The sequence below is a fragment of the Pseudomonas sp. 86_A genome, from assembly GCF_017491705.1.
Classification (GTDB): Bacteria; Pseudomonadota; Gammaproteobacteria; order Pseudomonadales; family Pseudomonadaceae; genus Aquipseudomonas; species Aquipseudomonas koreensis.
Map to the genome: position 1 here is coordinate 636263 of NZ_JAFGYS010000001.1, position 23704 is coordinate 659966.

General features: G+C 60.3%; 19 protein-coding genes. 6 read left to right on the top strand and 13 right to left on the bottom strand.

Translation table 11 applies throughout. The features are described 5' to 3' along the window. The first annotated feature begins 4 nt into the window (after positions 1-4). A complete protein-coding gene (locus tag J5M57_RS03200) occupies positions 5-2695 on the top strand; it encodes a DEAD/DEAH box helicase (protein WP_207848734.1) in 2691 nt (896 codons plus the stop codon). A gap of 140 nt (positions 2696-2835) precedes the next feature. On the opposite strand, the gene J5M57_RS03205 is transcribed toward J5M57_RS03200, so the two are convergent. The 3 genes from J5M57_RS03205 to J5M57_RS03215 form a co-directional block, all read right to left on the bottom strand. After that, entirely contained in the window at positions 2836-3573 is a 738-nt protein-coding gene (locus tag J5M57_RS03205) for an S-methyl-5'-thioinosine phosphorylase (RefSeq protein WP_047600129.1), read from the bottom strand. Between the two features lie 13 nt (positions 3574-3586). Continuing rightward, positions 3587-4597 carry a beta-N-acetylhexosaminidase gene (gene nagZ, locus J5M57_RS03210; RefSeq protein WP_207848733.1) on the bottom strand — a complete coding sequence of 337 codons (1011 nt, stop codon included), beginning with the start codon at positions 4595-4597 and terminating at the stop codon, positions 3587-3589. 158 nt (positions 4598-4755) lie between these two features. Next, positions 4756-5463 carry a TetR/AcrR family transcriptional regulator gene (locus J5M57_RS03215; RefSeq protein ID WP_064588432.1) on the bottom strand — a complete coding sequence of 236 codons (708 nt, stop codon included), beginning with the start codon at positions 5461-5463 and terminating at the stop codon, positions 4756-4758. A 229-nt stretch (positions 5464-5692) separates the two neighbouring features. On the opposite strand from J5M57_RS03215, the gene lexA reads away from it, so the two are divergent. Beyond that, positions 5693-6301: a transcriptional repressor LexA gene (gene lexA / locus J5M57_RS03220; RefSeq protein WP_064588433.1), complete on the top strand. Its 609-nt coding sequence runs from the start codon at positions 5693-5695 to the stop codon at positions 6299-6301. Positions 6302-6311: 10 nt separating this feature from the next. Continuing rightward, complete coding sequence (gene sulA, locus J5M57_RS03225; protein ID WP_169843538.1) at positions 6312-6785, top strand: SOS-induced cell division inhibitor SulA; 474 nt, start codon at positions 6312-6314, stop codon at positions 6783-6785. Positions 6786-6881: 96 nt separating this feature from the next. On the opposite strand, the gene J5M57_RS03230 is transcribed toward sulA, so the two are convergent. The 7 genes from J5M57_RS03230 to J5M57_RS03260 form a co-directional block, all read right to left on the bottom strand. Beyond that, positions 6882-7115, bottom strand: coding sequence for a hypothetical protein (locus J5M57_RS03230; RefSeq protein WP_003226592.1), 234 nt, complete (start codon positions 7113-7115; stop codon positions 6882-6884). 106 nt (positions 7116-7221) lie between these two features. After that, the gene (locus J5M57_RS03235; RefSeq protein ID WP_169843537.1) at positions 7222-7746 is read right to left on the bottom strand and encodes a DUF6586 family protein; all 525 of its coding nucleotides are present in this window, start codon (positions 7744-7746) and stop codon (positions 7222-7224) included. A 144-nt stretch (positions 7747-7890) separates the two neighbouring features. Continuing rightward, complete coding sequence (gene topA / locus J5M57_RS03240; protein WP_207848732.1) at positions 7891-10521, bottom strand: type I DNA topoisomerase; 2631 nt, start codon at positions 10519-10521, stop codon at positions 7891-7893. A 114-nt stretch (positions 10522-10635) separates the two neighbouring features. Further along, a complete protein-coding gene (locus J5M57_RS03245; RefSeq protein WP_007961814.1) occupies positions 10636-10872 on the bottom strand; it encodes a DUF1653 domain-containing protein in 237 nt (78 codons plus the stop codon). Between the two features lie 99 nt (positions 10873-10971). Next, the gene (gene fadA / locus J5M57_RS03250; protein ID WP_064588437.1) at positions 10972-12147 is read right to left on the bottom strand and encodes an acetyl-CoA C-acyltransferase FadA; all 1176 of its coding nucleotides are present in this window, start codon (positions 12145-12147) and stop codon (positions 10972-10974) included. 29 nt (positions 12148-12176) lie between these two features. Beyond that, on the bottom strand, positions 12177-14324 hold the full coding sequence (gene fadB, locus J5M57_RS03255; RefSeq protein ID WP_064588438.1) for a fatty acid oxidation complex subunit alpha FadB: 2148 nt from the start codon (positions 14322-14324) through the stop codon (positions 12177-12179). Positions 14325-14851: 527 nt separating this feature from the next. Further along, positions 14852-15289, bottom strand: a complete 438-nt coding sequence (locus J5M57_RS03260) for a hypothetical protein (RefSeq protein ID WP_025111052.1) — start codon at positions 15287-15289, stop codon at positions 14852-14854. A gap of 103 nt (positions 15290-15392) precedes the next feature. Between J5M57_RS03260 and J5M57_RS03265 the strand changes: the two genes are divergently transcribed. Then, a complete protein-coding gene (locus J5M57_RS03265) occupies positions 15393-15830 on the top strand; it encodes a universal stress protein (RefSeq protein WP_207848731.1) in 438 nt (145 codons plus the stop codon). 70 nt (positions 15831-15900) lie between these two features. On the opposite strand, the gene J5M57_RS03270 is transcribed toward J5M57_RS03265, so the two are convergent. Continuing rightward, entirely contained in the window at positions 15901-17823 is a 1923-nt protein-coding gene (locus J5M57_RS03270) for an ATP-binding cassette domain-containing protein (protein WP_083368380.1), read from the bottom strand. A 214-nt stretch (positions 17824-18037) separates the two neighbouring features. On the opposite strand from J5M57_RS03270, the gene J5M57_RS03275 reads away from it, so the two are divergent. Then, a complete protein-coding gene (locus J5M57_RS03275; protein ID WP_207848730.1) occupies positions 18038-19966 on the top strand; it encodes a transglycosylase SLT domain-containing protein in 1929 nt (642 codons plus the stop codon). A gap of 113 nt (positions 19967-20079) precedes the next feature. Here the strand turns inward: J5M57_RS03275 and J5M57_RS03280 are convergent, their stop codons facing one another. After that, a complete protein-coding gene (locus J5M57_RS03280) occupies positions 20080-21858 on the bottom strand; it encodes an ABC transporter transmembrane domain-containing protein (protein ID WP_207848729.1) in 1779 nt (592 codons plus the stop codon). Positions 21859-22114: 256 nt separating this feature from the next. Between J5M57_RS03280 and J5M57_RS03285 the strand changes: the two genes are divergently transcribed. Then, entirely contained in the window at positions 22115-22294 is a 180-nt protein-coding gene (locus J5M57_RS03285; protein ID WP_064588443.1) for a PA1571 family protein, read from the top strand. Between the two features lie 173 nt (positions 22295-22467). Here J5M57_RS03285 and pdxB read toward each other — a convergent pair whose 3' ends face one another. After that, positions 22468-23610, bottom strand: a complete 1143-nt coding sequence (gene pdxB, locus J5M57_RS03290; protein ID WP_207848728.1) for a 4-phosphoerythronate dehydrogenase PdxB — start codon at positions 23608-23610, stop codon at positions 22468-22470. Positions 23611-23704 lie beyond the last annotated feature (94 nt).

Here is a 23704-nt window from a genome sequence, read left to right on the forward strand (position 1 = left end):
CCTTATGTCCCCGCCCCTGAGTAAACCGTTGGCACCCTCCTGGGTCAGCCGATTCAAGGAACAGAGCCTGGAGCGTGGCCGCCGCTACGCCCTGGAAAATCGAGTACGCATTGCCCAAGTCGGCGACGCCACCATCACCGCCAGTTGCGAAGGCTCTGGCGGTAACGTCTACCGTCAGACCATTCATCTGCGCGAGTCAGCCAAAGGCACCCTGCTGCTGGTGGACGCGGCTTGCACCTGCCCGGTGCGCAACAACTGCAAACACTGCGCAGCGGTGCTGCTGCAAGTGCAGGAAACCCTCGAATACCCTGCCGCCGCCAAAGACGCCGAACTGCTGGAAAAGCTCCAGGCCGTCCTCGAGAACCGCAGTCCCAAGGCCCCGCCGCAAGTGCTGGTGGACAACGTGCAACCGCTGCCGCGCCTGTGGCTGGCGAGCGTCGAGTTCAGTGCGTTCGAACCGCGCAACGGCAAAATGCAGCGCTACATCCAGCATCGGGCGGCGCTGTCGTTCAGCTACCTGGATGAATACGTCAGCGGGCAGAAAAACAGCGACATCCTGATCCGCCAGGATACCCAGACCCTGCGGATAAAACGCCACCCCGATGTGGAACAGTCCTACCGCGAACAGTTACGCATCCTCGGCTTCCGCATCGCCACCCGTCAGAGCAAAGCCCTGCCGGAAAGCGCCGGCGAGCTGTATGAGATGGTCAACGACAGCGCCTGGCTGACGTTCACCCTCAACGAACTGCCGAAGCTGCGCACCCAAGGCTGGGAATTGCAGATCGACGAGGAGTTCGGCTTCGATCTGACCGCCGTCGACGACTGGTACGCCACCGTCGAACAGGCGCCGGAGCGCGACTGGTTCGATCTGGAACTGGGGATCATCGTCCACGGCGAACGCCTCAGCCTGCTGCCGATCCTGCTCAACCTGATGCGTTCGCACACGGAAATCCTCAACCCGGAACGCCTGGCGCGCCGACGCGATGACGAGCTGATTCTGGTCAACATCCCGCAACGCAACAGCGAGCACGGCCCGCTGCAAGTGGCCCTGCCCCTGGGCCGATTGAAACCGGTCCTCGCGACGCTGGGCGAGTTCTACTTGCAGGAGCCGGGCGAAACCACCCTGCGCCTGAGCAAGGCTGACGCCACACGGCTCAACTCGCTGGAAGGCATTCCACTGCTGTGGGAGGGCGGCGAACAGATCCGCAGCTTCGCCCAACGCCTGCGCGACATCCGTGATTTCACGGCCAAGGCACCGAAAGGCTTGAACGCGACGCTGCGTCCTTATCAGCTCGAGGGTCTGAGCTGGATGCAGTCCTTGCGTCAGCTTGAGGTCGGCGGGATTCTCGCGGACGACATGGGCCTGGGTAAAACCCTACAGACCCTGGCGCATATTCTCAGCGAGAAAGACGCCGGTCGTCTGGATCGACCGTGCATGGTGGTGATGCCCACCAGCCTGATCCCGAACTGGCTCGACGAAGCCGCGCATTTCACCCCGCAACTGAAAGTGGTCGCACTGTACGGGGCCGGCCGTAAAAAGCATTTCGACCATCTGGCCGACTTCGACCTGATCCTGACCACCTACGCGCTGCTGCCCAAGGACGTCGAACGTCTGGCACAGCAGCCCATGCATGTACTGGTGCTGGACGAAGCCCAGTACATCAAGAACCCCAATAGCAAAGCAGCGCAGGCCGCCCGTGAACTCAACGCGCGCCAACGCCTGTGCCTGAGCGGTACGCCGCTGGAAAACCACCTCGGTGAGCTGTGGTCGCTGTTCCACTTCCTGCTGCCCGGTTGGCTCGGCGATGTCAAAAGCTTCAATGCCGACTACCGCGTGCCCATCGAAAAACGCGCCAGCGAAGTCAGACTGCAGCACCTCAATGGCCGGATAAAACCGTTTCTGTTGCGCCGCACCAAGGAACAGGTGGCAACCGAACTGCCACCGAAGACCGAGATCATTCACTGGGTCGAGCTCAATGAAGCTCAGCGCGACGTGTACGAAACCATGCGTCTGGCGATGGACAAGAAAGTTCGCGACGAGATTACCCGCAAGGGTGTGGCGCGCAGTCAGATCATCATTCTTGAAGCCTTGCTCAAGTTGCGGCAGGTCTGCTGCGACCTGCGTCTGGTCAACGACGCCACCCTGCCCGCTCGCGGCAGCACCTCGGGCAAGCTCGACAGCCTGATGGAAATGCTCGAGGAGCTGTTCGAGGAAGGTCGGCGGATTCTGCTGTTCTCGCAGTTCACCTCGATGCTGTCGCTGATCGAAGATGAACTGAAAAAACGCAACGTGGCCTACGCACTGCTGACCGGCCAGACCCGCGATCGACGCACGCCAGTGAAGGAATTCCAGAGCGGCAAGCGTCAGATCTTTCTCATCAGCCTGAAGGCCGGCGGTGTCGGCTTGAACCTGACCGAAGCAGACACGGTGATTCATTACGACCCGTGGTGGAACCCGGCGACCGAGAATCAGGCAACCGACCGCGCGTATCGGATCGGCCAGGAGAAACCGGTGTTCGTCTACAAGATGATTGCCCGGGGCACGGTGGAAGAGAAGATTCAGCACCTGCAGAAGGAAAAGTCCGACTTGGCAGCGGGCGTGCTGGATGGGCGCAAGGCCGGCGACTGGAAACTGCAGAACGATGACATTGAAGCGCTGTTTGCGCCGTTGCCGGACAAGCTCGAGAAGCGTTGAGATCTGTTTTTCCAGATAAGTCGCCATCGCTGGCAAGCCGGCTCCCACAGAGATTCAGGCTGAGCACTGTTTGGTGAACAGTACAAAACCTGTGGGAGCGAGCTCGCCAGCGATGCAGTCGACGCGGCCTTAAGCCAAGCTCAGCCCTTGAGCACCCGCGCCAAGGTCGACTTCACCTTGCCCATCCCGTCATGCAGCGCCTGCTCGATCTCGGCCATGGTGATCACCGCCGTGGTCTTGCCCGCTGCCGGGTTCACCACCAGCGACAGACACGCATAATCCAGATCCAGCTCGCGAGCCAGTGCTGCTTCCGGCATGCCGGTCATGCCAACGATGTCGCAGCCGTCACGTTCCAGACGCACAATCTCCGCCACGGTTTCCAGACGCGGGCCCTGGGTGCAGGCATACACGCCTTGATCGCTGTATTCGCAGCCTTCGGCAGCCAGCGCGGCGATCAACTGCTGACGCAGCGGCTCGCTGTAGGGGAAGCTGAAGTCGATGTGGGTGACATGCTCCAGATCATCGGCGAAAAACGTGTGTTCGCGACCGCTGGTGTAGTCGACGATCTGATGCGGCACACAGAAATGTCCCGTGCCCATGGCCGGGTGAATCCCACCCACCGCGTTGACCGCGATGATCGCCTCGGCGCCGGCCTGCTTCAGCGCCCACAGGTTGGCGCGGTAGTTGACCTTGTGCGGCGGGAAGCGGTGCGGATGGCCGTGACGGGCGAGGAACAGCACTTCCTTGCCGGCGTACTCGCCAATCTGCACTTCGGCCGACGGCGCACCATAAGGCGTATCCACCGCCAGGGACTGGCGAATGCTCAAGCCTTCGAGCTGGGTCAGGCCGGTGCCACCGATGATTGCGTAAACCGTCATAACGAATGAGTCCTTAATCGATCAATTGAGCGTCTTTGAGCGCGCCGATGGCGGTGAGCCAACGCGGATCCTGACGGTAGTCGGTGCTGGCGAAGGCCTGTCCGCGCATCCGCGCAATACGCGCGGACGGCTTGACCTTCATCCGCTGCGCCGCGCTCAGGGCCAGTTCCGCCGCCGCACGGTCGTTGCACACCAGGCCCATGTCGCAACCGGCACTGAGCGCGGCCTCGATACGGCTGGCGGCATCGCCGACCACGTGGGCGCCGGCCATCGACAGGTCGTCGCTGAAGATCACGCCGTCAAACTGCAACTCGCCGCGCAGGATGTCCTGCAACCAGCGACGGGAGAACCCGGCCGGCTGCGAATCGACTTGCGGGTAGATAACGTGCGCCGGCATGACCGCAGCGAGCTGTTTGCTGAGTCTGGCGAAGGGCACGAGGTCGTTGGCGCGGATCTCGTCCAGGCTGCGCTCATCGTTCGGGATCGCGACGTGAGAGTCGGCTTCGGCCCAACCGTGACCGGGAAAATGCTTGCCGGTGGCAGCCATGCCGGCGCTGTTCATGCCGCGAATGAACGCCCCGGCGAGCAATGCGGCGCGCTCGGGGTCCCCCTCGAACGAACGGGTGCCAACCACGGCGCTGCGCTGGTAATCCAGGTCCAGCACCGGGGCGAAACTCAGGTCGAGGCCGACCGCCAGCACTTCGGTGGCCATGATCCAGCCGCACTGCTCGGCGAGGTATTCGGCATTCGGATTGTCAGCGATGGCACGCATTGCCGGCAGGCGCACGAAGCCCTGGCGCAAGCGCTGCACACGACCGCCCTCCTGATCCACCGCGAGCAACAGATCTGGGCGAATCACGCGGATCGCGGCGCTCAGTTCCCGCACCTGGCGCGGATGCTCGATGTTGCGGGCAAAAATGATCAGGCCACCCACTTCGGGCTGGCGCAACAATTGGCGATCCTCGGCCGTCAGCCAGGTACCGGCGACGTCCACCATCAACGAGCCTTGCAGGCCAGCAGTCATAGAAATTCCTTGAAAACGAAAAACCCGCTCCGCACGGCATCACCACCGAGGGCGATGCCCGGCAGGTTGGCGATGGTCATGGGGAACGGGTTCAGAACGAGAGTCGGCATGGGCGGCTAGCTTAGCGGATGTAAACTGCCGCGCCCACCCGTGTGCGGTTAAACCTTGGCGGCCACCGGGGTCGACTTGCTGCGCGGACGCAGTTGCGCAGTCGCCATGGCTGAATCGGTAACACCGGTTTCGGCACGCATGCCGGCTGCAAGGAAAGGCACCATCAGGCGCATCACCTGCTCGATCGAGGTGTTGACGCCGAAATCGGTCTCGGCAATTGCGCGCAAGGCCTTGATGCCCGACATGCTGAACGCCGCAGCGCCGAGCATGAAATGCACGCGCCAGAACAGCTCGATCGGTGGAATCCGCGGTGCCGCCTCATTGACCAGCAGCATGTAGCGGCGGAACACCTTGCCGTACATGTCTTCCAGATAGCGACGCAGGTGACCCTGACTCTGGCTGAACGCCAGGCCGAGCAAGCGCATGAAGATTGACAGGTCGTTGCCGCTGCGCGGCTGGACCACCAGCGCCTGCTCAACGAGGATTTCCAGCAGCTCTTCGAGCGTCGGCTTGTTTTCCGGCTTGGCCTGACGCCGCTCCAGCTCTTTGTCGAGGCTGATGCAGAACGGCCCGAGGAAGCGCGAGAAAACCGCCTGGATCAAAGCTTTCTTGGAGCCGAAATGATAGTTCACCGCCGCCAGGTTGACGCCGGCCTTGCTGGTGATCAAACGCAACGAGGTTTCGGCGAAACCTTTCTCCGCGAACAACTGCTCGGCAGCATCAAGAATGCGTTCAACGGTTTCCGACTGGGCCATGGCTACTCCGCCTGACAAACACTTGTTTGAAACATACGTTTCAGCCTTTGCCTTGTCAAGCCTGCCAGTTCGTTTTGGGAATGGTCGGTCAGCTATTTAACCACACTCGCCCGACGCATTAATAAGCACCGCTGCCGACCGTCCGGCGGCCTGCAAAAAAACGGGCATTGCCAAGACCGCTTCACTGTATATAATCCCAGTCACTGTATAAAAAGACAGAGCGATCAATATGCTAAAGCTGACGCCACGCCAAGCCGAGATTCTGGCCTTTATCAAACGCTGCCTCGAAGACAACGGCTACCCGCCAACCCGCGCGGAAATCGCTCAGGAGCTGGGTTTCAAGTCGCCCAACGCGGCTGAAGAACACCTCAAGGCCCTCGCCCGCAAAGGCGCCATCGAGATGACCCCGGGCGCCTCTCGCGGCATCCGCATCCCCGGCTTCGAAGCCAAGCCCGACGACTCTACCCTGCCGATCATTGGCCGGGTTGCTGCCGGCGCGCCAATCCTCGCCCAGCAGCACATCGAAGAATCCTGCAACATCAACCCGACCTTCTTCCATCCGCGCGCCGATTACCTGCTGCGCGTACACGGCATGAGCATGAAGGATATCGGCATTTTCGACGGCGACCTGCTGGCGGTGCATACCACCCGCGAGGCCCGCAATGGCCAGGTCGTGGTTGCACGTATTGGCGACGAAGTGACCGTCAAGCGCTTCAAGCGCGAAGGCAGCAAGGTCTGGCTGATTGCCGAAAACCCTGAGTTCGCCCCTATCGAAGTCGACCTGAAAGATCAGGAACTGGTGATCGAAGGCTTGAGTGTCGGCGTAATCCGCCGCTAAAGGAGGCTTTATGCAGTTCCCACACGCACCTCAGCAAACACAACTGCCTTTATTCGAAGCGTTTCTGGCACAACCGATGGCGCCGATCCTGAAGGAAGTGGTCGAGCGCCCCTGGAATGCCGAACCGGAAGTATTCAGTGAGCTGTCTCTGCGCGGTGCGGCGGGGAACTGCCTGAACCTGCTTGCTCCGATCCTTCGCGAACTGAGCGAGGATCAGGACGCGCGCTGGCTCACACTGATTGCCCCTCCTGCCAGCCTGACCCAGACCTGGCTGCGCGAGGCCGGCCTGAACCGTGAGCGCATCCTGCTGCTGCAGCCACGGGGCACGCAAAGCGCTCAACAACTGGCCTGCGAAGCACTGCGCCTGGGTCGCAGCCACACCGTCGTGACCTGGCTCAACCCGCTGACCAGCGGCTCACGGCAACAGCTGATCAGCGCTGCCCGCACGGGCGACGCTCAGAGCCTGAACATTCGATTGGGTTGATTCACTTGTAACGCGCGCTGTGTGAAGTGCAGGGCTTCTCCAGGGACAGAGAAGCCGACTTGAGGCGGTATCGGCAAACGCAGAAAGCAGCGGGAATCAGTGAAGAACCCGCGGCCCCTCTTCCTTATCAAATTCGCCTTCAACCATACGACCGGCCATCTGCACGCCGACGCTCAACATCGCCTTGGCGATTTCCACGTGCTGGCCTTGCAGGAACGCTTTGGCATCCTCGGAGAAATCCAGCGTCACCAGAGAACCCTCGTCCTCAGCCCTGCGCAGTTCGATTCGGCCGTCTGGTAACTCGACAATTTCTAGAAAGGACGTTGGCATATAGGTCTGTTCTCCACGAAAGGCAGGGATTATATAGACATCATTCGGGCTTCGCTCGGGATCTTGACCAGCAGCATGTTTCAGATTGCCACCGTATCAATTGTCCTCAGCATTCATTCAAGCCTTCGCGAAAACGGATAGCCAGACCTTTGAGGTTCTGCCGCCAGCTCTCCAGCTCTTCGCGAGTCAGCTCCTGCGGCGCCTGCTCTTCATCCAGATTAACGGCCTGAATCAACGGCTGCGTCACATCGCCCTTAGGCTTGTGTGGCACCCGTGGCGGCTGGAACATCGCCGAATGCGCCGCCAGCAGTTTGGCCAGCCAGGTTTCAGGATTGCCGGCCAGTTCGATCATCTCGGCCAACTCGGGGATCGCAATCGATTCCAGAGCTTCGCGAGTCAGCAGCGCTTCTGCCCGCGACGCATTGGCCTGAGGCAGACGGTAGAAACCGGCGATCTCATGGCACAGCCCCAGAAGCGCGCCGTAGAGGTGGAATAACGCCGATTCACGTCCAGCCTGAATCAACGCCAACGCGTTCATCGCCCGCCCTTCTTCGGCTCGAGCCAGAGCTTCCAGCGACAGGCCGGCGAAATAGATCTTCTGATTGGTGCGGGTATAGAGTTCGTGCGCCATGCCGGCAGTCTCCACAGCGAAATAATTGCGTCACACAGGCCGGACAGTGTCATGGAACAGCCGATCCCACCGCAAGCAAAAAACCAAAAGGCCGCATGAAAACCCGAGGGTCTTCATGCGGCCTTTTGTGTATCGGACTAACGCTTACTCAGCCTTGGCCTTTGTGCGTTTGTCTTCAACGGTCCACTTGCCACCGTCGTAGAACGCTTTCCAGCCGGTAGGCTTACCGTCGACCTCGGTCTGCACGTATTGCTCCTTGGTCTTGCGGCTGTAGCGGATCACTGCTGGCAGACCATCAGGATCCTTCTGCGGCGCTTCGCACAGGAAGTGGTACTTCGGATCGATCTCGTCCTTGTGCGGCAGAATCTCGATCACCAGCGGCGCGCGGGTCTCGCGGTTTTTCGGGAATTGGCTGGCCGCCAGGAACAGACCGGAAGCACCGTCGCGCAGGATGTAGGTGTCGTTGACCTTCTCGCACTTGAGCTCAGGCATCTTCACCGGGTCCATCTTCGGCGGCGCCGCATCACCGCTCTTCAGCAGCTTGCGGGTGTTCTTGCAGGTCGGATTGGTGCAACCGAAGAATTTGCCGAAACGGCCAGTCTTGAGCTGCATTTCGCTGCCGCACTTGTCGCACTCCAGGCTCGGGCCTTCGTAGCCCTTGATGCGATAGTTGCCCTCTTCGATTTCGTAGCCGGCGCAATCCGGGTTGTTACCGCAGATGTGCAGCTTGCGCTTCTCGTCGAGCAGGTAGGCATCCATCGCCGTGCTGCAAATCGGGCAGCGATGCTTGCCGCGCAGGACCAGCGATTCCGACTCACCCTCGTCGTCCGCAGCGATCTCGTCGCCCGGCACCAGGTTGACGGTGGCCTTGCAGCGTTCTTTCGGTGGCAGGCTGTAGCCCGAGCAGCCAAGGAATACGCCGGTCGACGCAGTACGAATCTGCATCGGACGGCCGCACGTGGTGCACGGAATGTCGGTCATGACCGGCTGGTTGGCACGCATGCCGTTGTCCGGATTCTCCGCCACTTCGAGTTTCTTCTTGAAGTCGCCGTAGAACTCGTCCAGCACGTTTTTCCAGTCGCGCTCGCCTTGGGCTACGTCATCGAGGTTCTCTTCCATGCCGGCGGTGAAGCCGTAGTCCATGAGGTTCGAGAAACTCTCCGACAGACGCTCGGTGACAATGTCGCCCATCTTTTCCGAGTAGAAACGACGGTTGTGCAGGGTCACGTAGCCGCGATCCTGGATGGTCGAAATGATCGCGGCGTAGGTCGAAGGACGACCGATGCCGCGTTTTTCCATTTCCTTGACCAGGCTGGCTTCGGAGTAACGCGCCGGCGGCTTGGTGAAGTGCTGGGACGGATCAAGCTTGATCAGCTTCATCACGTCGCCCTGTGCCATGTCCGGCAGAACATCGTCATCACCAGGCTTGGCGATCTGCGGCATAACACGGGTGTAGCCGTCGAACTTGAGGATACGGCCCTTGGCACGCAGCTCGAAGTCACCAGCGGCGACACTGACGGTGGTCGACAGGTATTGCGCCGGCAGCATCTGGCAAGCGAGGAACTGGCGCCAGATCAGCTCGTAGAGGCGCTCAGCGTCACGCTCCATGCCAGCCAGCTTGCTCGGCGTAGTGTTGGCGTCGGACGGACGAATCGCTTCGTGAGCCTCTTGTGCGCCTTCTTTGCTGCTGTAGACGTTTGGCGTTTCCGGCAGGTACTTCTTGCCGAACTCGTCTTCGATGTAAGTGCGCGCCATCGTCACGGCGTCAGCCGAGAGGTTGGTCGAGTCGGTACGCATATAAGTGATGTAGCCGGCTTCGTACAGACGCTGGGCCATCATCATGGTTTTCTTCACGCCGAAGCCCAGGCGGTTGCTCGCGGCCTGTTGCAGGGTGGACGTGATGAACGGTGCCGACGGCTTACTGCTGGTCGGCTTGTCTTCGCGCTTGACGATGCTGTAGCTGGAAGACTTGAGCTTCTCCAGCGCTGCCGTTGCCTGGGCTTCGTTCAGCGGCTTGAAGACTTCGCCCTTCTCGCGTGCCACTTCGAAACGCACGGTCGAGCCTTTGGCGGTGCCGAGGTCGGCGTGCACTTCCCAGTATTCTTCCGGGTTGAACGCACGAATCTCGCGCTCACGCTCGACCACCAGTTTCACGGCAACCGATTGCACCCGGCCGGCCGACAGCCCACGGGCGATCTTGGCCCACAGCAGCGGCGAGACCATGTAGCCCACGACGCGGTCGAGGAAACGACGCGCCTGCTGGGCATTCACACGATCAATGTCCAGCTCGCCCGGCTCGGAGAAGGCTTCCTGAATCGCCTTCTTGGTGATTTCGTTGAACACCACGCGCTTGTAGCGGCTGTCGTCACCACCGATGGCTTCGCGCAGGTGCCAGGCAATGGCTTCCCCCTCGCGATCCAAGTCGGTTGCGAGATAGATGGTGTCAGCATCCTTGGCGAGCCGGCGCAGCTCTTCGATGACCTTCTCTTTGCCCGGGAGGATCTCGTACTGGGCTTTCCAGCCATGATCGGGATCGACACCCATACGCGAGACCAGCTGCTTGCGCGCTTTCTCTTTCGGCGTGAGCACCGGCCCTTCGCCCGCGGCAGCCTTGCCGCGCTTGGCGGCCGGCTCTTTGCTGGCGCTAGCCGAACCGCTGGTGGGCAGGTCTCGGATATGGCCGATACTCGACTTCACCACGTATTGGTTGCCCAGATACTTGTTGATGGTCTTGGCCTTAGCCGGGGATTCCACAATGACCAGCGATTTGCCCATGGATCAGAAAATTCCTGAATTCTAGAAGTGAAAGGCGGTTGGCGCCTGACGCGGCACCGCTATATATAGTTGATACAAGGTGAGGTCAAGCACAGGGTTCTGTGCGCACTCGCCTCATGCCTTGGAAAAAAGGCTCGGTTCGGCTTGCACCAAAGCAAAGCGTGGCACCTGCTCGCCGTCAACCTCGACCGACTCGACGAACATGCTCAAAGGGCGTACCCAGAAGCCGTAATCGCCATACAGGGCTTGGTAAAAGACCACTTCTTCTTCGGTCTCGGAATGCCGCGCAACACTGAATACGCGGTACTGCGGACCTTTGTAATGTTGGTAGAGCCCAGGTTGTATCGGCATGCTTCGGCCCTCACTCAAATTTTTTCAAAATAAATACAAAAATAAATCCACAAAAACAAAAACCGGGGCACTTGGCCCCGGCTTCCATCGACGAGACGCTTAAACGCGTTCGAAGACGGTGGAGATGCCTTGGCCGAGACCAATGCACATAGTGGCCACCCCGAAGGTGCCGCTATTCTGCTTCATCACGTTCAGCAAAGTGCCGGAGATACGGGCACCGGAGCAACCGAACGGGTGACCCAGGGCGATCGCGCCGCCGTGCAGGTTAACCTTCTCGTTCATCTTGTCGAGTACTTTCAAATCTTTCAGCACTGGCAGGGCCTGTGCAGCGAAAGCTTCGTTGAGCTCGAAGAAGTCGATATCGTTGATGCCAAGGCCCGCACGCTTCAGAGCTTTTTGTGTCGCCGGCACTGGACCATAGCCCATGATCGCCGGATCCACACCCGCCACTGCCATCGAACGGATCACGGCCATCGGCTGGATCCCCAGGTCCTGCGCACGCTGCGCCGACATCACGATCATGCACGAAGCACCATCGGTGATCTGCGACGAAGTACCGGCAGTCACGGTGCCGCCCTTTGGATTGAAGGCAGGCTTGAGGGCCGCCAGACTTTCCAGGGTGGTTTCCGGACGAATGGTTTCGTCGTAGTCGAACAGCTTCAGGAAGCCGTTTTCGTCGTAGCCCTGCATCGGGATGATTTCGTCTTTGAACTTGCCTTCCACGGTTGCCTTGTGGGCCAACTGGTGGGAGCGAACGCCGAAAGCGTCCTGCTGCTCGCGAGTGATGCCGTGCATCTTGCCCAGCATTTCCGCGGTCAGGCCCATCATGCCCGAGGCTTTCGCCGCGTACAGCGACATGTGCGGGTTCGGATCGACACCGTGCATCATGCTCACGTGACCCATATGCTCGACGCCGCCAACCACGAACACGTCACCGTTACCGGTCATGATCGCTTGCGCAGCAGTGTGCAGCGCGCTCATCGACGAGCCACACAGACGGCTGACGGTCTGGCCGGCCGAGGTGTGCGGGATCTGGGTCATCAGCGACGCCATGCGCGCGATGTTCCAGCCCTGCTCCAGGGTCTGGTTCACACAGCCCCAGATCACGTCCTCGACTTCAGCAGGATCGACCTTGGCGTTGCGTTCCAGCAATTTGCTGATCAGGTACGCCGACATGTCTTCGGCGCGGGTGTTGCGGTGCATGCCGCCCTTGGAGCGGCCCATCGGAGTACGACCGAAGTCGACAATCACGACGTCTCTAGGATTCAAGCTCATAAGTTCACTCTCACTCTAGTTGGGGGCGCTTAACCGAAGAAGCTCTGGCCGTTCTTGGCCATTTCGCGCAGCTTCGCGGTCGGGTGGTACAGCGCGCCCAAATCAGCGTACTGGTCAGCCAGGGCAACGAACTCGGCAACACCGATCGAATCGATGTAGCGCAGTGCACCGCCACGGAATGGAGGGAAACCGATACCGTAGACCAGACCCATGTCGGCTTCGGCGGCGGTTTCAACGATGCCGTCTTCCAGGCAACGCACGGTTTCCAGGCACAGCGGGATCATCATCCAGTTGATGATGTCTTCGTCAGTGACTTCGCGCTGCTCGTAAACGATCGGCTTGAGCACTTCCAGCACCGACGGATCGGCAACCTTCTTCTGCTTGCCTTTCTTGTCGGCTTCGTAGGCGTAGAAGCCCTTGCCGTTCTTCTGCCCCAGACGCTTGGCTTCGTACAGCACGTCGATGGCCGAGCGACGGTCATCTTTCATGCGATCCGGGAAACCTTCAGCCATCACGTCACGACCGTGGTGACCGGTGTCGATGCCGACCACGTCCATCAGGTATGCCGGGCCCATCGGCCAGCCGAATTTTTCCATGACCTTGTCGATACGGACGAAGTCCACACCGGCGCTGACCAGTTTGGCGAAACCGCCGAAGTACGGGAACAGAACGCGGTTGACCAGGAAGCCCGGGCAGTCGTTGACGACGATCGGGTTCTTGCCCATTTTCTTGGCGTAGGCAACGGTGGTGGCAATCGCCAGCTCGCTGGACTTCTCGCCACGGATCACTTCCACCAGCGGCATCATGTGCACCGGGTTGAAGAAGTGCATGCCGACGAAGTTTTCCGGACGCTTGAGGGCCTTGGCCAGCAGGCTGATGGAAATGGTCGACGTGTTGGACGCGAGGATGGTGTCCTCTTTGACCTTGTCTTCGACTTCAGCCAGCACCGCTTGCTTGACCTTCGGGTTCTCGACCACGGCTTCAACGACCAGATCGACGTGACCGAAGTCGCCGTAGGACAGGGTCGGACGAATGCCGTTGAGCACTTCAGCCATTTTCGCGGCAGTCATGCGGCCTTTGTCAACGCGGCCAACCAGCAGCTTGGCGGCTTCGGCCAGGCCCTGCTCGATACCGTGCTCGTTGATGTCCTTCATCAGGATCGGCGTACCTTTGGAGGCCGACTGATAGGCGATACCGCCACCCATGATGCCGGCGCCCAGTACGGCAGCCTGCTTCACGTCTTTGGCGATTTCGTCGTAGGCCTTGGCCTTTTTCTTCAATTCCTGATCGTTCAGGAACAGACCGATCAAGCTCTGCGCAGCAGAAGTCTTGGCCAGTTTGACGAAACCGGCGGCTTCGACTTCCAGCGCCTTGTCACGACCGAAGTTCGCGGCTTTCTGGATGGTCTTGATCGCTTCAACCGGCGCCGGGTAGTTCGGGCCAGCCTGACCGGCCACGAAACCTTTGGCGGTTTCGAAAGCCATCATTTGTTCAATGGCGTTGAGCTTGAGTTTTTCCAGCTTCGGCTGACGCTTGGCCTTGTAGTCGAACTCGCCGGAGATGGCGCGTTTGATCAGTTCAAGCGCGGCTTCCTGCAGCTTCTCCGGAGCAACCACGGCGTCGACGGCGCTGACTTTCAGTGCGTCTTCAGGACGGTTTTCCTTGCCGGAGGCAATCCACTCGATGGCGTTATCGACGCCGATCAGGCGCGGCAGACGCACGGTACCGCCGAAGCCTGGGTAGATGCCCAGTTTGACTTCCGGCAGGCCGATCTTGGCCTTGGTCGACATGACGCGGTAGTCCGCTGCCAGGCACATTTCCAGGCCGCCGCCCAGGGCGATGCCATTGATCGCGACCACGGTCGGAACGTTGAGGTCTTCGAAATCGCTGAAGATCTTGTTGGCTTCGAGATTGCCAGCAACCAGCTCGGCATCCGGCAGCTTGAAGTTGTCGACAAATTCGGTGATGTCGGCGCCGACGATGAATACGTCCTTGCCACTGCTGACGATCACGCCCTTGATCGAAGCATCTGCCTTGATGGTGTCCACGGCCTGACGCAGTTCGTTCAGGGTAAGACGGTTGAACTTGTTGACGGACTCACCCTTGAGGTCGAATTTCAATTCGACGATGCCACTTTCAAGAGCTTTAACCGTGATGGCTTTACCTTCGTAAATCATCAACTGATCTCCACGATATGGAAGCTGAACAGTACACGTCGGACGCAGGTAAATGGCTCGGCAGGACGCTTTTTCGTCGATGCTGACGCCAATCCACCCGGCACACCCGCCAACGCGATAGTCGGGATTCTGTAGGAGCAGTCTGTAAGACAAACGCTCAATTCATACGCCCGTTTGATTTGGGTACGTCACCTTCACGGAATTTCCAACAATTGTCAATCGCCCAAAATACGGGTTGAAATGCGACCTTGCGGTCACTTACATCGCACGCAGAGCCGCAACACGGCGAAGCATGCAAAGCCATTCATAGAATCAATAGTTAGAAAAGTCGCCCTAATTCACTGCGAGCCTTGTTTAACAGGCTACGCTGGCTGGACTACAGGGAGATTCGCTGGTTGCATGATGTTGAGTCAGCGATAAAAACAGTTACCGGCCTGCCTGGCCACCCCGCCCGATGAATCATGTCGGGCTTTTTATTGCTCGTCTGCCGGACCCTCCCCACCATTGCAGTGGGAAAAATCCGCGAGTCACGCCAGCGCTTTCAGTGTGGCGTCGATATCCTGCAACACCGTGGCTTCGCCCTTCTCGCCCCAGTACAAGGCGATCATCTGCTTGTCGGCCTCGACCTTGAATACGTTGCCTGGCAATTTTTCGAAATGATTGAGCAGGGCCCGATCTTCGCAGACCTCCTGCCATTGATTGACCCATACCCCCGGCGACTTCTGCCAGTAGGTCCAGCACGCGGGCTGACTGCCACGACGCGGGCGATGGTATTGCGCACAGGGGCTGGGAGGCTCCTGAGACAGCCAGTGCGGCCACTCCTGAGGCGCCAGCTGCATGGCCAGCCCGATACGCCGTGCTTCCATGCGCAGGGCCATTCGGCCGCTCTGCACGCGCGATGGGCGCAACCATGCCAGTGGACTCAGGACCACCAGCAGGATTGACACCACCAACCAGACCGTCATATCTCTACTCCCGACTTAAGGTAAGCGCATTGTGCCACTTTGGAACCAATGCGCTTGAAACCAGCCATACTTAACAATATTGAACCGCCACGAGGAGCACCTCATGCCCTACAACCATATCCTGGTCGCCGTAGATCTGACCGAAGAGTGCGACCCTGTGATTCACCGCGCCCGAGAGCTGTCGGCGAGCAATGGCGCCAAGCTGTCGCTGGTGCATATCGTCGAGCCGATGGCGATGGCATTCGGCGGCGATGTACCGATGGATCTGTCACAACTGCAACAACAGCAGTTCGATCAGTCCAAGGAGCGCCTTGAGCGCCTTAAAGCCAAACACGCCGAGCTCGAAGGCGCCAACTGCCATCTGACCTATGGCCAGCCACGTCAGGAGATCCATCATTTCGCCAAGGAAAACCATTGCGATCTGATCGTGGTCGGCAGCCATGGCCGCCATGGCCTGGCGCTGTTGCTCGGCTCGACCGCCAATGACGTCCTGCACGGCGCACCTTGCGATGTGCTGGCGGTGCACCTGATCAAGCATTAATCCTTCGGGAGCTGCTACAAAAAGCCCGGCCTCACGCAAATGAGGCCGGGCTTTTTTGTTACCGGATCAATCAGGCATCCAGCTCGGCCCAACGCTCCACCAGTGCATCCAGCTCAGCCTGCAACTGCTCCAGCGAAGCGATCACCTTGGCTGTCTCGGCCGCTGGACGCTGATAGAAACCGGCTTCGGCCATTTCAGCCTCGACGGCCGCAATCTGCTGTTCCTTGGCGTCGATGTCGCCCGGCAATGCTTCCAGCTCGCGCTGCAGCTTGTAGCTCAGCTTCTTCTTGGCAGCTGGCGCAGCAGCTGCAGGGGGAGCAACCACAGCAGGCTCGGCGGTGACTACCGCCGAATTCAGGTCAGCCTTGCCCGATTTGCTCTCGGTCACGCCCAGCAGGCGCGGCGAGCCGCCCTGACGGATCCAGTCCTGATAGCCACCGACGTATTCACGCACCTTGCCTTCACCTTCGAAGACCAGGGTGCTGGTGACCACGTTGTCGAGGAATGCCCGGTCGTGGCTGACCATCAGCACGGTACCGTTGAAGGTCAGCAACACTTCTTCGAGGAGTTCGAGGGTTTCCACGTCGAGGTCGTTGGTTGGTTCGTCGAGTACCAGCAGGTTCGCCGGCTTGCTGAACAGTTTCGCCAACAGCAAGCGCGCACGCTCGCCCCCGGACAGCGCCTTGACCGGCGTGCGTGCACGCTGCGGGCTGAACAGGAAGTCGCCGAGATAGCTCAGCACGTGGCGGCTCTGGCCGTCGATGTCGATGAAGTCGCGACCTTCGGCGACGTTGTCGATCACGGTCTTTTCCAGATCCAGTTGATGGCGCAACTGGTCGAAGTAAGCCACGTCGATCCGGGTGCCCTCCTCCACTTTGCCGCTGGTCGGTTGCAGACCGTTGAGCATCAGCTTGAGCAAGGTGGTCTTGCCGGTACCGTTGGCGCCCAGCAGACCGATACGGTCGCCGCGCTGCAGGACCATCGAGAAGTCCTTGATCAGGAACGGACCGTCTGGGTGATGGAAGCTGACATTTTCCAGCACCATCACTTGCTTGCCGGACTTGTCGGCGGTTTCCAGCTGGATGTTGGCCTTGCCGGTGCGTTCGCGACGCTCGCTGCGTTCAACACGCAGGGCTTTAAGGGCGCGCACACGGCCTTCGTTACGGGTACGACGGGCCTTGATGCCCTGACGGATCCACACTTCTTCCTGGGCCAGACGCTTGTCGAACAGCGCGTTGGCGGTTTCTTCAGCGGCCAACGCTGCCTCTTTATGCACCAGGAAGCTGGCGTAGTCGCCGTTCCAGTCGATCAGGCCGCCGCGATCCAGCTCGAGGATGCGCGTGGCGAGGTTTTGCAGGAAAGAACGGTCGTGCGTGATGAACAACACGGCGCCCTGGAAATCTTTCAGCGCTTCTTCGAGCCAGGCAATTGCACCGATGTCGAGGTGGTTGGTCGGTTCGTCGAGCAGCAGCAGATCCGGTTCGGACACCAGCGCCTGCGCCAGCAGCACGCGACGACGCCAGCCGCCGGACAACTCGGCGAGGGTCTTGTCGGCCGGCAGTTGCAGGCGGCTCAGGGTGCTGTCGACCAGGGTCTGCAAGCGCCAGCCATCACGGGCTTCGAGGTCGTGCTGGACGTGCATCAGTTTGTCCAGATCAGCGTCGGTGACGATGTTCTGGCTCAGGTGATGGTATTCGGCGAGCAACGCGCCCACACCGTCCAGGCCTTCGGCAACCACGTCGAACACGGTCCGCCCGTCGGCCACCGGCAATTCTTGCGGCAATTCGCCGATTTTCAGACCGGGGGCACGCCACACCGAGCCGTCATCGGGCTTCTGGTCGCCCTTGACCAGTTTCATCATGCTGGACTTGCCAGTGCCGTTGCGGCCGATGATGCACACCCGCTCACCACGGGCGATCTGCCAGGACACCTTGTCCAACAACGGCATAGCGCCGAACGCAAGGGACACATCGCTGAATTTGAGCAGGGTCATGAGCTTCTCCAAAAACCGGGCGCGCATTCTACCTGAGTTAGGCCCTCAAAAGGCCGGCAATTTGTCCGCCGAAGCACTCTGCACAACATTTGTTGCGAACTTGTGCTGCAAGACCGGCAAAGCTTTCGCCCGTTGCTGGCAAAAGGCTAAGCTACAGACAATTCAGTGCTGGCCGCGGCCGGTGCTTGTCATGATTTCTCTGCCCGGATGTCTCATGCGCAGTCGCCTTTTCAGTGTCTTGTCCTGTTTGCTACTTACCGCCGCTGCCGCTCAATCCGCCCAGGCGGTGGACCTGTCCACCCAACGCCAGTATTACGATGAAGCCAAGCGCGCCCTGGCCAAGGGCGATAGCGGCCCGTACTTCCGTTACAGCCAGGCCCTGGCCGATTATCCGCTGGAACCGTACCTGGCCTACGACGAACTGACCGCGCGTCTGAAGACCGCGAGCAACGCCGAGATCGAGAAGTTTCTCGCCGAGCACGGTGACCTGCCCCAGGCCAACTGGATGAAGCTGCGCTGGTTGCGCTGGCTCGCCGACCGTGGCGACTGGGCCACCTTCACCCAGTATTACGACCCGAAACTCAACTTCACCGAACTGGACTGCCTGAATGCGCAGTATCAGATCAGCAGCGGTCACAAGGCCGAGGGTTACGCCAACGCCGACAAACTGTGGCTGACCGGCAAATCGCAACCGGCGGCCTGTGACGGGCTGTTCGGCATCTGGGCCGCCGACGGTCAATTGACTGAACAGAAACGCTGGGAGCGGACCAAACTCGCTGCCCAGGCGCGTAACTACCCACTGGCCAACAGCCTGGTCAACGGCCTGACCACCCTCGCCCCGCGCGGTCGCCTGCTGGTGGATGTGGCGCAGAAACCCGAGCTGCTCAACCAGCCATCGCGCTTCACTCCGGCCGACGAACCGATGTCCGACGTGGTCAGCCTCGGCCTGCGCCGCCTCGCCCGTCAGGATCCGGACAAGGCCATGGCCCTGCTCGACGGTTACGCCAGCAGCATGCATTTCTCCCGGGACGAGAAAGTCGCGATTGCCCGGGAAATCGGCCTGACTCTGGCCCGGCGTTTCGACAGCCGCGCGCTGGACGTGATGACTAAATACGACCCGGAACTGCGTGATAACACTGTGTCCGAATGGCGCTTGCGCCTGCTGTTGCGTCTGGCCCGCTGGGACGATGCCTACCAGTTGACCCGCCGTCTGCCGCAGGATCTGGCGACCACCAACCGCTGGCGTTACTGGCAGGCCCGCAGCCTGGAACTGGCGCAGCCACAGAACCCGGAAGCGCAGACGCTGTACAAGAATCTGGCGAAGGAACGCGACTTCTACGGTTTCCTCGCCGCCGACCGTTCGCAATCGCCGTATTCGCTGGTGAACAAGCCGCTTGTGCTCAGCCAGGCCACCATCAACAAGGTGCGCAATACACCGGGCATACGCCGTGCTCTGGAATTCCATGCCCGCGGGCAGATCGTCGACGGTCGCCGCGAGTGGTATCACGTCAGCCGTCATTTCAACCGCGACGAAATGGTCGCCCAGGCCAAACTGGCCTACGACCTGAAGTGGTATTTCCCGGCGATCCGCACCATCAGTCAGGCGCAATACTGGGACGACCTGGACATCCGCTTCCCGATGGCCCACCGCGACACGCTCGTGCGTGAAGCCAAGACCCGTGGCCTGCATTCGAGCTGGGTGTTCGCCATCACCCGCCAGGAAAGTGCGTTCATGGACGACGCCCGCTCCGGCGTCGGCGCCAGCGGTCTGATGCAGCTGATGCCGGGCACCGCCAAGGAAACCGCGCGCAAGTTCAGCATCCCGCTGGCCTCGCCACAGCAAGTGCTCGATCCGGACAAGAACATCCAGCTCGGCGCCGCTTACCTGAGCCAGGTGCACAGTCAGTTCAACGGCAACCGCGTCCTTGCCTCCGCCGCCTACAACGCCGGCCCCGGCCGCGTGCGCCAGTGGCTGCGCGGTGCCGATCACCTGAGCTTCGACGTGTGGGTGGAAAGCATCCCGTTCGACGAAACTCGCCAGTACGTGCAGAACGTGCTGTCGTACTCGGTGATTTACGGCCAGAAGCTCAACTCGCCACAACCGCTGGTGGATTGGCATGAGCGGTATTTTGATGATCAGTAACCGGTAACGCCGGTTACACAGGCGATGTGATCTTTTGATCTCGCTTGAAAAAAATGCCCGCATCGAAAGGCGGGCATTTTTTTACCTCAAAAGATCACAGCCTGCGGCAGTGCCTACACGGCGACTGCGTGACCATCATTGAACTGCAACGACGCCAGCCGCGCATACAGCGGGTTGCTCACGATAAGCTCTTGATGGGTGCCGATCGCCACCAGTTTGCCCTGATCCATGACCGCAATCCGGTCGGCGTTTTTCACCGTGGCCAGGCGATGCGCGATCACCAGCGTGGTGCGGTTTTGCATCAGGCTGGGCAAGGCTTCCTGGATCAAGTGCTCGCTCTGCGCATCGAGGGCACTGGTGGCTTCGTCCAGTAGCAGGATCGGTGCGTCCACCAGCAACGCGCGGGCAATCGCCAGACGCTGACGCTGACCACCAGAAAGACCGAGGCCGCCATCGCCCAGATGCGTCTGGTAACCGTTGGGCATTTTCTCGATGAAGTCATGGGCGTGGGCGATTCGCGCCGCCTCCTTGACCTGCTCCAGCGTCGCGCCGGCATTACCGTAACGAATATTTTCTTCGACGCTGCCAAAAAACAGCGCGGGCGATTGCGAGACCAGGGCGAAGTTGCGGCGCAGGTCCAGCGGATCGAGGCGGGTCAGCGGCACTCCGTCGATCAGGATCTGCCCTTCGAGCGGATCGTAGAAGCGCAACAGCAAATCGTACACCGTGGACTTGCCGGCACCGGATGGCCCGACCAGCGCCAGAGTCTCGCCACTGCGAATGGTCAGACTCAAGCCATTGACGGCGTAGCTTTCAGGACGCGACGGGTAGGAAAAGCGCACATCCTGCAATTGCAGTTCGCCCCTGATCCGCTCCGGCAAGGTCACCAGCCCGGTGGTCGGGGGCTGGATGATGTTCTGCGAACTCAGGAGTTCGGCGATCCGCTCGGCGGCGCCCGCCGCCCGCTGCAGTTCACCGATCACCTCGCTCAACGTGCCGATAGCACTGCCGACGATCAGGCTGTAGAACACGAACGCCGCCAGTTCGCCACCGGTGATGCGCCCGGCAATCACGTCCATGCCGCCCACCCACAACATCACCGCCACCGCGCCCAGCACCAGCACGATCACCATGGTGATCATCCAGGAACGCTGGAAGATGCGCTTGCGTGCGGTGTCGAAGGCGTCTTCGACCGTTGTCGCGAAACGCCGCTCATCCTGCACCTGATGGTTGTAGGCCTGCACGGTCTTGATCTGGCCGAGGGTTTCGGACACGTAGCTGCCGATATCGGCCACCCGGTCCTGACTCAACCGCGACAGATTGCGTACGCGCCGACCAAATATCAGGATCGGAGCGACCACGAACGGCAGGGCAATCACCACGATACTGGTGAGTTTTGCATTGGTCACGAACAGCAGCACAACGCCACCGATGACCATCAACAGGTTGCGCAGAAACATCGACAGCGACGAACCGATCACCGATTGCAGCAATGTCGTGTCAGCGGTCAGCCGTGACTGAATCTCGGAACTGCGGTTGTTCTCGTAGAACCCGGGGTGCAGATAGACCAGATGATTGAACACCTCGCGCCGGATATCCGCCACGCAGCGCTCACCGATCCAGGATACCCAGTAAAACCGCGCAAACGTGCCGACCGCCAGGCCGAGCACCATCAGCATGAAGATGCCGATGCTCTGGTTCAGCTGGTGCGGCGACTGGGTCATGAAGCCCCGATCAACCAGCAACTTGATCCCCTGCCCCATCGACAACGTGACGGCGGCGGTGACGATCAACGCCAGCAGCGCACCGATGACTTGCCAGCGGTAAGGGGCCAGAAATCGACGGGTCAGACGCAAAGCGCGACGGTGTCGTGAAGTAAGCTTCGGGGTCATTCAGGTACACATCCGTGTTGATGAAAGGGCTAGCCTAAACCTTCTATGGGGCGGAACTCTGCAAATCACAATGAGTCAGGTTAAATATGCCCCCAAAGACTAGGCCATAGTTGCTATTGGTCTAATGTCCCGGTTGAGACGAGCGGTCATTTCTGTTGGAGTGGAGATGCCGCTTTTGACAGTCCCCAGGGAGATGTCACAGCCTGGTCACGTGGCGGTTTTAATCTACGTGCACAACCTGATGAGGAGACAGGCCATGTCCTTGCAACACAGCAGCGAAGACAAGATTGAAGTGATCCGCACCAAGCCCGGCCAACCTCTGGGTTGCTCGATTATTGACAAGGACGGGCGTGAAGTACCGATCACTGAAGACATGATCCAGGACGCATGCCGCGAACTGGAGAAGCGATTGGTCAAGCCTGCCGAACAAAAGTGATATAGCCACCGTCTTCCTGACCCGGCCCCTTTTTGGCCGGGTTTTTTCTGCCCGAAAATTGGCAATCGTGATGCGGCCATCGCGGGCAAGCCCGCTGCCACAGGGGCTGTGGCGAATTCAAATGGTGAGAACCTGTGGGAGCTGGCTTGCCAGCGATAAAGCCGACTCGGTTCCTAGACAGCCACCGCCCCCAGCGCCGCCACAATCTGCTGCAACACCGGCGAATCCCCTTCGATCCGCACCTTCAACCCTTCGATCTCGCGCCGCACCGGATACTGCTTGCGCAACACATCAAATGCCGCACGTTGCTCGGCGACAGTGCCTACAAGACTGCGGCGAAAATCCGCATCGTCGCGGCGTGGGTCGTACACACCACGGCACAACATTGCCAGCGCCCAGGCCGGATCGCTGTCAGCGTGCAGGGTCACTTGGGACAGCCACGGTGCCGGCAACAGCTGACTGAGCTGGATGCTCGCCGGTTGGCCAATGAACTCGCAGTACGCCTGATAGATCTGCGCGGTTCCGCGTTGTTTGCCATCGAGGCTGTAGCCGGCAATGTGCGGGGTCGCCAGGACGCAGAGTTCGGCCAGTGCCACGTCGACCTCGGGCTCTGCCTCCCAGACGTCGAGCACCGCTTGCAGGTCTTCACGCTGCAGCAGCACTTTGCGCAGCGCGGCGTTATCCACCACCGGGCCACGCGCGGCGTTGATCAGCCACGTGCCGTGCTTGAGCTGCTGCAAACGCGGTTGATCGAACAGATGCCAGGTTGCGTCTTCACCGCTGCGGGTCAGCGGTGTGTGCAGGCTGATCACGTCGCACTGCTCGATGATCTGCTCGAGGCTGACATAGTCGCTGCCTTCGGCCGCCTGACGCGGCGGGTCGCAGACTTTGACGTTCCAGCCCAGCCCCTTGAGCACCTTGATCAGCCGACCACCGACTTCACCGGCACCGACCACGCCATAGGTACGTTGCGTCAGATCGACGCCTTCGATTTCGGCGAGGGTCATCAGGCTGCCGAGCACGTAATCGACCACGCCCCGCGCATTGCAACCGGGCGCGCTGGACCAGGTGATCCCTGCTTCGGCGAAATAATCCAGATCCAGGTGATCGGTGCCGATGGTGCACGTGCCCACGAAACGCACCTGGCTGCCTTCCAGCAACGCCCGGTTGACGTTGGTCACCGAGCGCACCAGCAACACATCGGCCTGTTCGACCGTCGCGCGGTCGATGGAACGGCCTGGCACCCGGCGGATCTCGCCGAAACCGGCAAAAAAGGCATCGAGCAGCGGGATATTTTCGTCGGCAACAATCAGCATGGCGGGCTCCTTGAAGGGATCGGCAGTTTAGGTGCAGATCCACCGTTGAGCCAGCGCAGACTGCACTGTGGCGAGCGAGTTTGCTCCCGCTCGA